At 28.5% G+C, this 16,208-nt stretch carries 13 protein-coding genes; 9 read left to right on the forward strand and 4 right to left on the reverse strand.

Annotation, left to right across the window (positions count from 1 at the left end; genetic code table 11):
• Window positions 1-151: 151 nt before the first annotated feature.
• The 3 genes from R5397_RS01105 (at window position 152) to R5397_RS01115 (ending at window position 3,447) form a co-directional block, all read left to right on the forward strand.
• Window positions 152-1,840: a histidine kinase gene (locus R5397_RS01105; RefSeq protein ID WP_421622598.1), complete on the forward strand. Its 1,689-nt coding sequence runs from the start codon at window positions 152-154 to the stop codon at window positions 1,838-1,840.
• Window positions 1,841-1,931: 91 nt separating this feature from the next.
• A complete protein-coding gene (locus R5397_RS01110) occupies window positions 1,932-2,450 on the forward strand; it encodes a transcriptional repressor (RefSeq protein ID WP_011772582.1) in 519 nt (172 codons plus the stop codon).
• 13 nt (window positions 2,451-2,463) lie between these two features.
• Window positions 2,464-3,447: an alpha/beta hydrolase gene (locus R5397_RS01115; protein ID WP_421622599.1), complete on the forward strand. Its 984-nt coding sequence runs from the start codon at window positions 2,464-2,466 to the stop codon at window positions 3,445-3,447.
• A gap of 41 nt (window positions 3,448-3,488) precedes the next feature.
• Here R5397_RS01115 and R5397_RS01120 read toward each other — a convergent pair whose 3' ends face one another.
• Entirely contained in the window at window positions 3,489-5,033 is a 1,545-nt protein-coding gene (locus tag R5397_RS01120; protein WP_421622600.1) for a PTS transporter subunit EIIC, read from the reverse strand.
• Between the two features lie 40 nt (window positions 5,034-5,073).
• Window positions 5,074-5,781 (reverse strand): N-acetylmannosamine-6-phosphate 2-epimerase, encoded by a 708-nt coding sequence (locus R5397_RS01125; RefSeq protein ID WP_421623044.1) that lies wholly within the window; start codon window positions 5,779-5,781, stop codon window positions 5,074-5,076.
• A gap of 143 nt (window positions 5,782-5,924) precedes the next feature.
• On the opposite strand from R5397_RS01125, the gene ylqF reads away from it, so the two are divergent.
• From ylqF to R5397_RS01150, 5 genes are all read left to right on the forward strand, one after another.
• Window positions 5,925-6,791, forward strand: coding sequence for a ribosome biogenesis GTPase YlqF (ylqF, locus tag R5397_RS01130; RefSeq protein WP_421622601.1), 867 nt, complete (start codon window positions 5,925-5,927; stop codon window positions 6,789-6,791).
• 70 nt (window positions 6,792-6,861) lie between these two features.
• Window positions 6,862-7,905 (forward strand): ABC transporter ATP-binding protein, encoded by a 1,044-nt coding sequence (locus tag R5397_RS01135; protein ID WP_421622602.1) that lies wholly within the window; start codon window positions 6,862-6,864, stop codon window positions 7,903-7,905.
• A gap of 5 nt (window positions 7,906-7,910) precedes the next feature.
• A complete protein-coding gene (locus R5397_RS01140; RefSeq protein ID WP_421622603.1) occupies window positions 7,911-8,708 on the forward strand; it encodes an ABC transporter permease in 798 nt (265 codons plus the stop codon).
• Window positions 8,709-8,723: 15 nt separating this feature from the next.
• On the forward strand, window positions 8,724-9,515 hold the full coding sequence (locus R5397_RS01145; protein WP_421622604.1) for an ABC transporter permease: 792 nt from the start codon (window positions 8,724-8,726) through the stop codon (window positions 9,513-9,515).
• A gap of 17 nt (window positions 9,516-9,532) precedes the next feature.
• Complete coding sequence (locus tag R5397_RS01150; RefSeq protein WP_421622605.1) at window positions 9,533-10,582, forward strand: ABC transporter substrate-binding protein; 1,050 nt, start codon at window positions 9,533-9,535, stop codon at window positions 10,580-10,582.
• Between the two features lie 43 nt (window positions 10,583-10,625).
• On the opposite strand, the gene R5397_RS01155 is transcribed toward R5397_RS01150, so the two are convergent.
• On the reverse strand, window positions 10,626-11,966 hold the full coding sequence (locus R5397_RS01155; protein WP_421622606.1) for a Na+/H+ antiporter NhaC family protein: 1,341 nt from the start codon (window positions 11,964-11,966) through the stop codon (window positions 10,626-10,628).
• 1,146 nt (window positions 11,967-13,112) lie between these two features.
• A complete protein-coding gene (gene zwf / locus R5397_RS01160; RefSeq protein ID WP_421622607.1) occupies window positions 13,113-14,546 on the reverse strand; it encodes a glucose-6-phosphate dehydrogenase in 1,434 nt (477 codons plus the stop codon).
• Window positions 14,547-14,741: 195 nt separating this feature from the next.
• Between zwf and R5397_RS01165 the strand changes: the two genes are divergently transcribed.
• On the forward strand, window positions 14,742-16,187 hold the full coding sequence (locus tag R5397_RS01165; protein WP_421622608.1) for a nicotinate phosphoribosyltransferase: 1,446 nt from the start codon (window positions 14,742-14,744) through the stop codon (window positions 16,185-16,187).
• The last annotated feature ends 21 nt before the right edge of the window (window positions 16,188-16,208 follow it).

Consider the following 16,208-nt stretch of genomic DNA (forward strand, 5'->3'; position numbering starts at 1 on the left):
TCATACATATCACTATAAAAATATAAATTTTTTTTACTCATTAATCAAGACAAAATAACATAAAAATCAAGAAACCTCTTTGCAGCAATTTACTGTAAAATCAATACCAGTTATACTAATCTAATATATACTTATGTAAAGATTTTTTATGATGTTTAGAAAATTTAGAAATTCAAGAACTTACATTGTTATCATTTCAATAACTGCATTTGCTGAGAATAAATTATATTCCATTTTATCAAACACCAAATATTTAATTGAAAACAAAAATCTCAGCTATAAGATACATTGGACATTTCCAACATATTTTTTTGAAATTTTAAAATTAAATCCAGAATTAAATGAATGGTTCTTTAATAGACTTAAAAATAATGAAGATATTTATATTCCAAGTACATACAGCGGCAGTCCCCATGAATACATGTTACATGATGAAATACACGTAGATCTATACTGGGCTTTAAAAAACCCATTTAAAAGTGGATATAAAGACTTATTTAAGGATAATCCACATACATTTTACGTATACAACATGGAAAAATTAAGAAAGAGAGTACTTGAACTATATAGAAAGCTTAATTTTAACTATATAGAAGGAATAAGAATTGCAAAAAATAATAAAAAATATTTAGTTTTCTATAAAAATAACTGTCAATTTTTATCAGAAATTAAAGAACCCGAAACACAAAAACAAAATATTGATACGCTTATTTACTTTCATGAAATTAAAGACATCTATAACAATCAAGAATTAAAAAACTTTTTACTATCTTTAAAAGAACTAGATGCAAATTTTTACAGTATTAAAATACAAAATTTAGAAGGCAAAAAAATAACCACAGAGCTCTTAGAAATCCCAGAATTTAATTCATTAAAAGAACAAGCAATAATACTACAATTTCAAAACAAAAGATTAAAAGAATATCAAATAAATGAAATTTCTTTAAAAGAATTTTTAGTTAATAAAAATTTTGAATATAATTCGACTAATCTAGAACCTATTACAAGTAAAAATATTGAATATAACATGGAAGGCAATTTTACACTATCGCATGAAAAATACCATGTAAAGTTTGAAGAAGGCAAACTAAATAAAATCAAATATAAAGAGAGAAAAGCTGAATTTTTAGATTCTTGCAGAACTTACATTAAGATCTTATCACAAAAAAATATAATTATAGAACCAACTATTGAAAGTTCATTTTCATTTTCAAATGAAAAAATTGTAGGAATTAGGCAATATTTAAATTTCAATACAAAAGAAAAATCAATAATTGATTTCTTCCTAGACGAAAACCTTGCAAGCTTTTTTATATCGATTAAAATAGCATGGCCTTCTGTTATAATTTGTAATAATAAAAGTCTAAAGCTCAGTAACACAAATTATTTACTTGAATATTCAAGTCTAGAGATACCCATTTTTGAAGTTGAGAAAGGTACAAACTTAAAAATTACTGCAAAATACAATGACTTTGATACTTATGAAAAAATCATTGAAACAAAAAAAGACATAAAAGGATACATTAATGGCACAGAATTCTTAATATCTAAAGGAAACAATCAAAACAGTAATTTTTTCATAAGTTTTTTAAATATTGAAAAAAATATTATATACACGATTAATTATAAAATCGCAAAAAGAGGTTTTAAGAGATGGTTTATCTTAAATATAGGAGGATCTTACAATACAATAAAAGCTGAAGATTTAAAAAATTATTCTTTGACTTTAAATTTGCTATTACTCCCAATTAATAACAATTTCGATAATAAAATCAAGATAAACTCAAAAATAAAAACCTTACTTTTTTACCCAAATATAAAAAAAAATGAAAATAAATAGCTATCAGTAGCAAAATATTAATAAACCGTTATAAAATTATTTCTATAAGGACATTAAAGTACTTAATCTTAAATAATAAAGGGTATTATATATGAACAACAATACAATAGAGGTACATTCCACTTTAGAAAAAGTCGGAATTACTAATGACCCTATCTTGCTAAAATCATTAACAACAGAGTTGGGCATGAAAGCCTCACATTCAAGAAATAGAATCATTCTACACATTGCCTCAAATCCAAAAGAGTATTTTACAGCAAAAGAGATTTACAATAAATTAATAAAAGAAATACCAAGTTTATCAAAAGCAACAGTGTATAACACATTAAACATCTTAAAAGAACGTAATATTCTTAAAGATATAAAAACAACCGATCAAAAAGAAACAAGATTTTATCTAAGTTTGACTTCTACAATAGCTCACTTTAAATGCAACAAATGCAATCAAGTCTATCCCATCCAACTTGATGACATTAAAGATATTCTGAAAGACAAACTTGGAGAAGAATGGAAAACCAAATCTATTGAAATTATTTACTCAGGATCATGTAACAATTGTTATCAACAATCTAAAAAAGAAAAATCTAATATTGATTATGAAAATAATTAAAGGAAAGCAATATATGAATATAAAAAACACAATTTTTATCTTGATATTCTTACTTCTTTTAATAGTAGTAGGACCAAGAATTAAATTTAGAAATGAATTTGAAAAAACCAAAATTCCCAATAAACTTGGAGATATTGATCAATATTTACTAAGTGAAGAATCCAAGTTCAATCTAGAATCAAATACAAAAAAAGAAATCATATGGAACGGGGATAAAAAAAGAACAGAATACGCAGTAATATATATTCATGGATTTGGAGCATCTAAAAATGAGATTTATCCTATACCAAATAACATAACAAAAGCATTAAACGCAAATATATTCTTTACAAGACTCAAAGGACACGGAATTAACGACAAAAACGCATTCAAAGACGTCAAAACCAAAGACTGGTTAAGAGATATTGATGAAGCCATTCAAATTGGACAATCAATAGGGGAAAAATTAATACTCATTGGCACCTCAAATGGTGGAGCTTGTGTTATTTGGGCATTAAAAAACTACCCAGAGAAAATATATTCTGCCATTTTAATATCACCTAATATTTATCCTAAAGACAAAAGAACAAACTTAATTTACTATCCTTGGGGACGTCAAATTGCTTACCTTATAACAGGTGGATATAACGAAATTGAAATAAGACAAAATAAAAGAATAGAACATGCAGAGGTCACACCATTCCATTCACCAATACGACAAGTCGATTCAATAATTGCAATGATGGGTCTTGTTAAATTAATTAATAATAATGGTTTCAATGAAATAAAAACTCCACTAACAATAGCTTATTCCCCAAATGATCCTACAGTAGATTCTCCAACAATAAATAAATTCATAAGTGAATATGGGGGACATAAAAAAACAATACCAATGATCCTTGTTGAAAGCATTCACTCTCATGTTCCTGCAGGAAATCATAGTTACAGAAGTGCTCAAAATACATCTTATTTAACAAAACATGCGGTTGATTTTATTAAAAATATAAAAAGCAAGTGATATACAAAAACATACACTTGCTTAAAAAATTCAACCCGGAATTAATTACCAAGAATTTCTTCAATTTCATTCTTAAGCACACTAACACCAGGACCATAAATCACCTGCACACCACTATCTTTAATAAGAATTCCCTTTGCTCCTGTATTATCCAAGGTATTTTTTAAAACTTTAAGAGAATCTCTAACAGTAACTCTAAGCCTTGTAGCACAACAATCAAGTTCAATAATATTATCACCACCCCCAAGCCCCATAATTACTTGAGATGCAATATTATCTCCCTTGACATTTGCATCAGAAAGAAATGTGTCATTATAATTTATAGCATCTTCTCTTCCAGGGGTTTTATAGTTAAATTTAGATATTAAAAAAGCAAAACTAAAATAATATAGGAAAAACCAAAAAACACCTACCAATGGAACTAAAACCCAATTTGTTCTTGCATTTCCCTGCAAAATTCCAAAAAGAATAAAATCAATAAATCCTCCAGAGAAAGTCTGTCCTATTGTGATTTGTAAAATATGAGCAAACATAAATGCAAAACCATCAAATACTGCATGAATTACATAAAGAACTGGTGCTACAAAGAGAAAAGAAAACTCAAGGGGTTCTGTAATTCCTGTCAAAAAAGAAGTTAAAGCTGATGAAAATAAAAGACCAAAAACCTTTGTCTTTTGATTTGGTTTTGCAAGGCGATAAAGCGCAAGAGCAGCACCTGGCAACCCAAACATCATAGTAATAAATCTTCCACTCATAAAACGACTAGTTCCAACAAAAAATTTATCAGTACTATGAGAGGCAAGTTCAGCAAAAAAGATATTCTGAGTTCCTTCAACTAACTTACCATTAATAATTTCAGAACCACCAAGACCTGTTGTCCAGAAAGGCAAATAAAATATATGATGCAGCCCAAAAGGACCAAGCATTCGTAAAAAAATTCCATAAATAAGGGTACCAACATATCCTGTTGCATCTACTAATACACCCATTTTGCTAATCCCAGCTTGCATGAATGGCCAAAATATAAACATACATACAGCAAGAAGAATATTTGAAAAAGAAACTATTATTGGTATAAATCTAGAACCTGAAAAAAATCCAAGAACTTTTGGAAATTCAATTTTATTTAACTTATTATGAAGATAATAAGTTAAAATACCAACTATAATTCCTCCAAAAACACCTGTTTCTAAAGTCCTAATTCCAAGTATTAACCCAACAGCTCCTTTTGAGATCTCTTTAGAGTTACCAAACATATCAATTAAAATACCAATAGTAGAATTCAAAACAAGATATCCAATAAAGGCAGCAAGTCCTGCTGTTCCCTTGTCTGATTTTGCAAGTCCAACGGCAACTCCAATGGCAAATATAGGTGGCAAATTAACAAAAATAATAGCACCGGCAGTACGCATTATATTAAACACTGACTGAAGAAAAAACACATTCAAAAAAGAATATGAGTTGATAGTTGCCGGATTAGATAAAGAACCTCCAATACCCAAAAATAATCCTGCTGCAGGAAGAATAGCAATAGGCAACATAAAAGAACGTCCAAATTTTTGGGCATTTTCAAAAAATTTTCCCATAAAACCCTCCTATATGTCTATAAAAGAAACACATTAGATATTATAAACACTCCCAAATTTCTTTAACCTCATTTATTTTATCAACAAATTTTCTTGTAATTTCCATAGGCCGTGTAATAGCGCCACCTACAACAACTAAAGAAACCCCAAGTTCAAAACTTCTCTTAGCCTTAAGAGGAGTATCAATTTTTCCCTCAACTATTAACTTTGATTTGAAATTATACTTAAGTAAATTTTTTAAAAAGGCAAAATCATTATCTGCAATATTGCACCCTTCAGTATCCTTGGTATATCCATGTAAAGTCGTACCAATAAAATCAAATCCAAGTTTATCTGCATTAACAGCCTCTTCTAAAGAAGCAATATCTGCCATCAAGAGCTGACTTGGATATTTTTCTTTAATCTTATTAAAAAATTCAAACAACAAAAGACCATCGGGACGCTCTCTAAGAGTAGCATCAAGAGCAATCACATCAACTCCTTCACTACAAAGTTCATCGACTTCTTTAATAGTAGGTGTAATAAAAACAGGAGAACCATTATAAACTCTCTTAACAATACCTATTATGGGTAAATCAACTTCTGACTTGATTTGACGAATATCTAGAACACTATTAGCCCTAATTCCAACTGCCCCACCCATTTTTGCTGCTAAGGCCATCTTAGACATAATAAAACTACTATGTAAAGGCTCTCCTTCAAGAGCTTGGCAAGATACAATTAGACCTTTTTTAATTTTTTCAATGATATAAAACCTCCTATGATTTAATCATTTAAAGCAATCTTAAATTTACAAAGTTATACCATTTTTGAAAAAGATGCAATTCATCATAAAATTAAGTGCATAAAACACAAATTTCATATCTGCTTAAATTAAGTTATAATTTAACAATGTCAAACAAAATCAACTGGTTCCCTGGTCATATGAAAAGAGCATTAGACTTAATCCAAGCAAATCTTCAAAGAACAAATATTATATTAGAAATACTTGACGCTAGAGCCCCACTTAGTAGCAAAAATCCACTAACTGAAAAAATAATTAAAAACTCAAATAAGGATAAAATAATACTTTTAAACAAATCAGATCTTGCACAAGAAGGAGAAATTCTGAAATGGAGAGAATATTTTAAAATACTTGGAAATAATGTACTAATCACAAACATATACAAAAAAGGAATGAGAAAACAAATAATAGACAACATAACAAAAATAGCTAATGTGAAAAAAATTAAAACTTACGAAGAAAAAATAAAAGTATTAGTAATAGGGGTGCCAAATGTTGGAAAATCATCAATAATTAACCTACTAGTAGGAAAAAAAAGCACAAGTGTTGCAAATAAACCAGGACACACAAAAAATATACAAATATTAAAAATAAACGAAAGAATTAATATCTTTGACATGCCGGGAATCTTATGGCACAACTTAGAAGATCAAGAGATTGCAAAAAAACTTGCAATACTAGACATGATAAAAAATGAAATAATAGATAATACAGAACTCGCGCTATATCTACTTAAAAAAATGCACATAAATAACAAAACCAAATTACTAAACAAATATAATATAATATCAACAAATTCAATTGAAATTTTAGAAGAATTTGCAAAAATAAGAGGATTTATAAATAAAAAACATATAATAGACATTGAACGGGCATCAAAAATATTAATAAAAGAATATAGGGAAGGAAAATTCGGAAAAATTATACTTGACATAAAACGTCATAATAACAATAAATACAAATCATTTACATAAGCATTAATATAAAGTATAATCTAGTTTCATGTGATTCAGTCGACACATGCAAAAAAGGGGGTCCCATTAGTTGAATAATTACATCCTAGAGATTAAAGACTTAAGTCATTATTATAATGATAATAATAATAAAACTCTAGACACAATTAATTTAAAAATTAAAAAAAATGAATTTATAACCCTACTTGGTCCATCAGGATGCGGTAAAACAACACTAATAAAAATAATAGGGGGTTTTTTAAATCAAAACAAAGGAGAAATTCATTTCCTATCAAAAGAGATTTCAAAAATTACACCTAATAAAAGAGAAATTAACACTGTATTTCAAAACTATGCTCTCTTCCCACACATGAATGTTTTCGACAATATCTCATTCGGACTTAAGATGAAAAAGATAAACAAAAATTTAATTCAAGAAAAAGTAAAAGCTGCACTTTCCTTAATTGGTATGCAAAAATACGCTTACAGAAATATTAATGAACTATCAGGTGGACAAAAACAAAGAGTCGCAATTGCAAGAGCAATAATTATGGAACCTAAACTTTTATTATTAGATGAACCACTATCAGCTCTTGACTTAAAAATGAGACAAGAAATGCAAAAAGAACTTAAAAAAATACAAAGAAAGCTTGGAATAACATTTATCTATGTCACACACGATCAAGAAGAAGCATTAACAATGAGCGACAGAATAGTAGTAATGAATGAAGGAATAATCCTTCAAATTGGCACACCGGAAGAAATTTACAATGAACCCAAAACAAGATTTGTAGCTAGTTTTATTGGCGAGAGCAATATTTTTGAAGGAACGTATGAAAAAGAATTTGTAGTTAAAATGTTTGGTAAAGATTTTAAATGTCTTGACAAAGGGTTTAAAAATAAAGAACCTGTTGACCTTGTAATACGACCAGAAGACGTAAAAATATTACCAAAAGGTCAGGGACATTTAAGTGGAATAATTACTTCAGCAGTATTCCAGGGTGTACACTACGAAATGACACTAGAAATTCAAAAATCTCATTGGTTAGTTCAAAGCACAAAACTGACAAAAGTTGGTGAAGAAGTTGACATCTCATTAGGTCCTGATGATATTCACGTAATGTGCAAGGAATAACAAATATGAATAGAATAATTCTAATACTATATACTCTATTCTTATCAATCTTTATTATCTTCCCATTAGTAATAATAATAGGTTTAGGATTTTTCAATGAACAAAATGAACTCACATTTGCAAATTTCATAAGATTATTAGAACCAAGCTACTTAAGAATTTTTTCAAGAAGCATAAACTTTGCCTTAATTACAACCATATTTTGTATGCTAATTGGATATCCCACCGCATGGTTTATATCCATGTCAAAAAAAAGCGTTCAAAATATGCTCATAATAATGATAATACTCCCTATGTGGATCAATACCTTACTTAGAACTTATGCTTGGATCAGAATATTAGGAAAAAATGGGATTATTAATAATTTGCTTAAAGCCATGGGACTTGAAACTATCGAACTGCTCTACAATGAAAAAGCTGTAATAATCGGTATGGTATATAATTTTTTACCATTTATGGTCTTACCAATATATACAGGACTTTCAAAAATAAAATATGAATATATTGAAGCTGCAAGGGACCTTGGTGCAAGAATGTGGCAAATATTATTATATATCAAGCTACCATTAACATTATCATATCTTGCCACAGGAATAATAATGGTATTCATACCCTCAATCACAGTGTTGATCATATCAGATCTATTAGGTGGCGCTAAACAAATTTTAATCGGCAATTTAATTGAAAAACAATTCTTATTCGTAGAAGATTGGCATACTGGCGCTGCTATTTCATTTATTGTAATGATAGTAATATTGATATTCAACTTAATAATACTTAAATTAATGCAAAAAACAACGTAAAATAAGGATATTAATATGCTTAAAATACTAAAAAACACTTTTCTATCCCTGACACTTGGATTCGTTTATGCACCCATATTAATTTTAATAATTTACTCTTTTAATGCAGGAAACAATGGATTTTTTTTTCAAGGATTTAGCCTAAAATGGTATAAGGAAGTCTTTGAATCACAGCAAATAAAAATAGTCATATATAATACTTTATTAGTAGCAATAGTATCATCCTTAATTTCTATTGTAATTGGTGTTCTGGGCGCTTACAGTATTTACAAAACAAAAAACAAAAAAATAAAAACCATCCTGTTATCAATCAATAAAATACCAATAATTAATCCTGACATCGTAACAGGAATTAGTTTAATGACTTTTTTTTCTTTGATAAAAATACAGCTGGGTTTTTCTACAATGCTAATGTCGCACATAATCTTCTCAACACCTTACATAATAATAATAATTTTGCCTAAATTATATTCTCTCTCAGAAAACGTTATTGATGCAGCTCGAGATCTTGGAGCATCAGAAAGCCAAATTTTTAAAAACATAATATGTCCAGAAATAATTGGAAGTGTGGCAACAGGAGGCCTCATTGCATTTACATTATCGGTTGATGACTTTTTAATATCATTTTTCACGACAGGCCAAGGGTTTAATAATTTATCAATACTCATAAACTCTTTAACTAAGAGAGGAATAAAGCCCATAATCAATGCCATTTCTTCTATACTATTTTTTGTAATACTTAGCCTTCTATTTATTATAAATAAATGCGTAGGAATCAAAAAATTAACAGTAGATACAGAAATTTAATAATAAGGAGTTTAATTTTGAAAAAATTTTTAATATTAACAATAATTTTGACAGTCATCTCTTGTTCTCCTCGAAAAACACAAAATACTCTTAATGTCCTTAACTGGACAGAATATATTGACGAAAAATTACTAGCTCAATTTGAAAAAGAAAATAATGTAAAAATCAATTATGAATGTTTCAATAACAATGAAGAAATGATGGCAAAATTTAATAACACAAAAGGTTATTATGACATTATAGTTCCATCAGAATATTTGATTGGAGAATTAATAAGTGAAAACAAAATTGAAAAGTTAGATTATTCAAAACTGCAAAATGTAAAAAATAATATATTAGATAGATTTTATAATCTAGAACATGACTTTGATAATTTCTATTCTGTACCTCTCTTTTGGGGAGTAATGGGAATACTTTATAACAAAACCAAAGTTGATATAAATGACATGAATGAATTTGATATACTATTTAACGAAAAATATAAACAAGAAATTGCAATGTTAGACTCGCCAAAAGAAAATATTGGGGTTGCACTTAAAAAACTTGGCTATTCCTTCAATGAACACAAAATATCCATAATCAAACAAGCCGAAAAACTACTCAAAAAACAATCTCCCTTGGTAATAGGTTATTTTTCAGATATTGCTGCAAAATCTCTAATACTCAATGGTGAATCATCAATCCAACTAACATGGAGCGGAGAAGCAATAGATGCAATGCTTAAAGATCCAAATTTAGACTTTTATGTACCTAATAGTACAAATATCTGGGTTGATGTCATGGTAATTCCATCAGACGCACCTCATAAAGAACTTGCTTATAAGTTCATAAACTTTCTTTATGAAAATGAAGCATCTTATGCAAACTTTAAAGAGACAAAATATAATTCACCAAACAAAAATGTATTGAATCGATTACAGGAAGAAGCAAAGGTAAATCCTGAAATAAATATATACTTAGAAGAAAAATTTCTTCCAACAAACTTTTCAAACCACGAAGTATTTAAAACAGTGCCTAAAGAAGTTAAAGAAGAACAAATGAGAATATATGTAGAATTATCATCCTAACAAAATCTAAGGCACCTTTTAAATAAAAGGTGCCTTATCTTAATCAAACTTTAGCAGAATTTAAAAACTGATTTTTTAACCCAAAAAAAGCTATGGACACAATAATAATGACACCTAAAAATACTTGATAAAACAAAAATGGCATGATATCAAGTGGAGATATGGTCCCTTTTGCAATATTTATCAAACTTATCATATGCATACCATATGGTAAAGCACCAATTAACGCACAAGAAGAAATTGAAAGCAATGCCGCACAACGCTTAGGACATACAGAATTTGCTTCAGATATACCTTTAGTAACAGTCCCATTAACTAAAATTGCAAGACCACTATTTGAAAGAAAACCTGTCACCATAATTATTAAAAAAGTAATTGTAAACTCGGCACTCCTTCTGCACTTAGCAAAATACTTCAACTTAGTTAAAATCCACTCAAAACCCCCATGCCTAATAGTCATATAAGAAATTCCTCCTGTAAAAATAACAAGAATAAGCATCTCACTTAAATCTAAAAGTCCAGCATTAATATTTTTAAACATCAAAAGCAAAGTTAAATCACCATTAAAAATGCCAATACCACCAGCAATTAATATTCCAAAAAATAAAACTAAAAATACATCTACTCCTAAAAACGCAAAAATTATAACAAAAAGGTAAGGAATCACTTTCAAATAACTTATCTCACCAAGCTCAACATTAACTCCAATACCACCAATATAAGAGCCTAAAACAGCAAATGCTACAGTTGATAAAATAGATGCAGGAAATGTAAAAAAAGCACCATTTCTAAAAACATCTATAATTTTAACTCCTTGCGTACGACTTGCAATAATAGTTGTATCTGATATTAAAGACATGCTATCACCAAAAGCGCCACCTCCAAGCACAGCTCCTGCAACCATTGGCAATGGGATACCGCTTTTATTTGCTATTTCAAATCCAATTGGAGTAATAGCCACAACGGTTCCAAGAAAGCTGCCAGTTGCAGTAGATAGAAAAAGGCATATTAAAAATATGCCTGCTATCAACAAATTAGCAGGTATATACTTAAGTCCAATAGTTGCTACGGTTTCAATACTACCTATTTCTTTACAAACAGCCGAAAAAGCACCTGAAATCATAAAGATGAAAGATATAAATATAATATCAGTCTGTGAACATCCTTCAATAAAGTCATTCATCTTATCTATAAACGAACCCTTAAATAAAAGGAATGCTGTAACAACAGCTAATAACATAGCAATTATTGGTGGCATTTGATAAAAAGCCATCTCTACACCTTGAAACTCTAAAGCCACTCCTGTTCCTACATAAACAACAATAAAAACAAGAAAAGGAACAAGCCCTAAAAAATTTGGCTGTATATGACTACCTTTGTTCATTTTAAACCCCCTTACAATTCATGCATTTATGAATTAATTACTTAGCTCTCTTATTTAACTTAAGAAATCTAAAATCAATTTATTTTTAGCAATAATCTAAAAAATCCCTTTATATCAAGGCTAACCATAGACAAAAAATAGAAAAATAGTTGATAAATTAAAACTATAACTACTTATGGAAGGAACAATACTCTTAACATCCTACAGACCTGCCAAAAAGCAAATAAACATATCTATACGCAAACAACTTCTATGAGAAGGAATATTATCATAAATAGATACTTCTTTTGCAAAAACCTATTACAAATAAGCATAGGGATCATAATCACTAGCAAAAAAATACCCTCAACTATGACAGTAAGAAATATAACTATCAAACCTGTAGAACTCCCACCTCCGCATTAAATTTTCAATCTTAACAATCAACCCTAACCATTTATTTTTCATAACACTCTTCATCATAACTACAACAAAAAAATTCACCATCTCAGTATCAAGAAAAAAATTAAGCATTTCGATCTTCTCCCTTACCAAATTTTTTTCATAATATATAAATATTTACAAATTTGCATAAAACTTCAATAAGATTAATACCTTAAACAGAAACCTTTCTGTTTAAGCAACAAAACAAATAACATATTTTAAGACTAATACTTGAACTGATTTCAAAATTACTTATCCTTTTACAAAGAACAGAAAAAACTCTTGTCAATAAAGGGCAAAATCCAACAAAATCAAATTTAATCTCACACTCCTTACATTTTCCACCAAAACTCCACAGACAAAAAACAGTAAAATAAATTACCTTAATTAATTATAAGTCTAAAAATATGGATATGTATTTTTGATATTATACCACAAAATATAACATTTAAAGATTTTATTAAAAAAATAAATTCAGATTGAATAAAAAATTGAATATAAAAGAGAAAATCATAAATTACATGAAGATTATTTTTTGAAAACAATCATATACTTACATATAATTACTTTGTAATAAAACTATGAAACAATACCATGTTTAAACCAGCCAAGACAAAATAAGAAAATCATCCAAGACAGTATAAACACCTATAACAACAAATAAAGTAGGCATAAATTTTATCTTAATTAACTTAACAAATATAAATTTAATATCTCAAATACCTACATCTTACGCCAAAAATGGTCATTTTCTAAAATCATATTTGCTTCAACTGGTCCTTCTGATCCATAACAATAATCCCAATTTTTAATGTCTTCCCATTTATCAAGAATATCTGATACAAATTCCCAAGAACTATCAATCTCATCATTTCGAGCATACAAAGTTTTATCACCCAAAAAAGCATCAAAAAGTAATCTCTCATAAGACTCACTAAAAAATTTGTTAAATGAAGCATGATAAGAAAATTCCATATTAGCTTCCTGAATATCATAATTATATCCTGGTCGCTTAGTATTAAACTTAATTTCAATGCCATCTCTCGGTTGAATTCTAAAAATCAAAGCATTTGAAAGATTAATCAACCCAGTATTAAAAATAGTGAAATCAGGCTTTTTAAATTGAATATATATTTCTGAAAATTTCCTCACAAGCGCTTTCCCCGTCCTAATATAAAAAGGCACCCCAGACCAACGCCAGTTATCAATAAACAATTTCATAGCCAAATAAGTTTCAGTATCTGAAGTACTTAAAAAGTTAGCTTCTTCTCTATATCCTTTTTTTAAAATCCCTTGTACCTGAGAACACATGTATTGTCCTTTGACAATATGATTTTGCATAGTCTCTCTACTTAATTTTCTTAAACTCTTTAAAACCTTAACCTTTTCATCATGAATAAAGTCAGCACTAAATCCAATAGGAGGTTCCATTGCAACTAAACTTAAAAGTTGTAAGATATGATTTTGAACCATATCTCTTAAGGCACCAACAGAATCATAATACTCAGCCCTACCATCAATTCCTGCCTCTTCTGCTACGGTAATTTGAATAAAATCCACATAACGATTGTTCCAAATATTTTCAAAAATAGAATTCCCAAACCTAAATGTAAAAATATTTTGAACGGTTTCTTTGCCCAAATAATGATCAATTCTGTAGATTTGTTCTTCCCTAAACACAGAATAAAGAAGAGTGTTTAAACACCTAGCTGTATCAAGACTACTACCAAAAGGCTTTTCAAGAATTATTTTAGACAAATAAGAAGTATTACTAAATGAATATGGTTTTAAATTTTCAATTATTGCCTCATAAAACTCAGGTGATGTTGAAAGGTAATATATTCTCTCTCTATTATTTAAAAGAGATGACAATTTTACATAATCATCCTTTGCCCTAAAATCTCCTGATAAATAAACAAAAAATTTCAAAAAATCATCAACCAAATCAGTAGACTCTTCTTGCCACAAAGAATCCTTAATATAAACCTCAAGTTCATAATCAGTAAAGTTTCTTCTCGCAAACCCAATAATTCTAAAATTATTAATATGACCATCCTTATACAAATTAAAAAGAGAAGGAATAAGTTTTCTTCTAGACAAATTGCCAGTAACACCAAATATTACAACATCAAAATTAGATACATTCTTTTCACTCATAAAATATCTCCAACAGATAATTATACTATTATTGTCACATCAAAAACCATGACATAATATCCTTATTATAAATAATAGTTATACCTACATTAAATTTAATCACAGCAATGACGGTTTAAAACGAATGCCTCAAAATTTATAAAAATCAAATACAAATATAGTGTTATAATTAGTATAGTGTACAATGTATAAGAAATGAAAAACTTATCACTATTTACAGATTTTTATGAACTCTCAATGATGAATGCTTACTTCATAAGAAGTATTAATCCAAAAGTCAAATTTGAAATGTTTTTCAGAAAAACGCCATTTAAAAATGGATACATAATTTTAGCAGGAATTCACACATTACTTAATGCTTTAAAAGAATTACATTTCAGAGATGAAGAGATTAAATATCTAGACAGTTTACAGTATTTTGACAAAAAATTTTTAGAATACTTAAAGACATTTAGATTAAACATAAAAATAAGCTCAATAGAAGAAGGAAGAATCGTTTTCCCCCATGAACCCATACTAATCATTGAAGGAAATTTAATTGAACTCTTACTCATAGAAGGACTGATATTAAATACAATAAATTTTGAAAGCCTAATTGCAACTAAAACAGCAAGAATTAAAGAAGCCGGGGCTAAAAATCTAGCAGAATTTGGTCTTAGAAGAGCGCAAGGAATTAATGGCGCACTCTCAGCAAGTAAAGCTGCTTACATAGGAGGTGCTAATTTTACAAGCAATGTACTTGCAGGATATAAATACAATATTCCTGTCATTGGCACAATGGCTCACAGCTGGATAATGAGTTTTAAAAATGAAGAAGAGGCCTTTTGGGAATATGCAAAAATATATCCAAATAATGTAAGTTTGTTAATTGACACTTATGATACACTTAACAGTGGTCTTAAGAATGCAATAAAAGTTTTCAAAGCACTAAAGAAAAAAGGAAGCAAAAATTTTTCCGTTAGAATTGACAGCGGAGATCTTGAATACTTAAGCAAACAAGTTAGAAGAATACTTAATGAGAATGGACTATCTGAAGTAAAAATCATTATATCAAACGAACTTGATGAAGAAATTATTATGTATCTAAACTCAATCTATGCGCCTATCGACTTCTGGGGAGTAGGAACCAATCTAGTTACTGCAAAAGGAGAATCCAATCTCTCAGGGGTGTACAAAATGACATCAATTCAACAAAACGGCAAATTTATCCCTAAAATGAAAATGTCAAATAACATTCATAAATCAACACTACCCTCTCAAAAAGGAGTTGTCAGAATATACTCAAATGAACAAATGATTTTCGATCTAATTTTTTTAAAAGAAGAAGAAGAAGAAATAAAAAAAATGTTAAGCTTAAAAAAGGAATTTACAATTTTTCACCCCATACAAGACAATACATTCAAAGAAATAAAAACATATGAAAACTTTGAATTTTTAATAAATACAGTTTTTGAAAACAACAAAATTTGTCAAACCTGCGAATCAAGTCTCGAACATATAAGAGCAAGGGTTCAAAGTGATCTTAAAAAGATCGATCATACACATAAAAGGCTCATAAATCCACACATATATAAAGTAAGCATTACAGAGAAATTAAAAAATCTAAGAAATAAACTCATTAAAGAAAACAAAAAACCATAACACTATGTATAATATGTGTAT

The organism is Borrelia sp. MN22-0132 (genome assembly GCF_049201035.1).
In the GTDB taxonomy this organism is placed as follows: Bacteria; Spirochaetota; Spirochaetia; order Borreliales; family Borreliaceae; genus Borrelia; species Borrelia puertoricensis.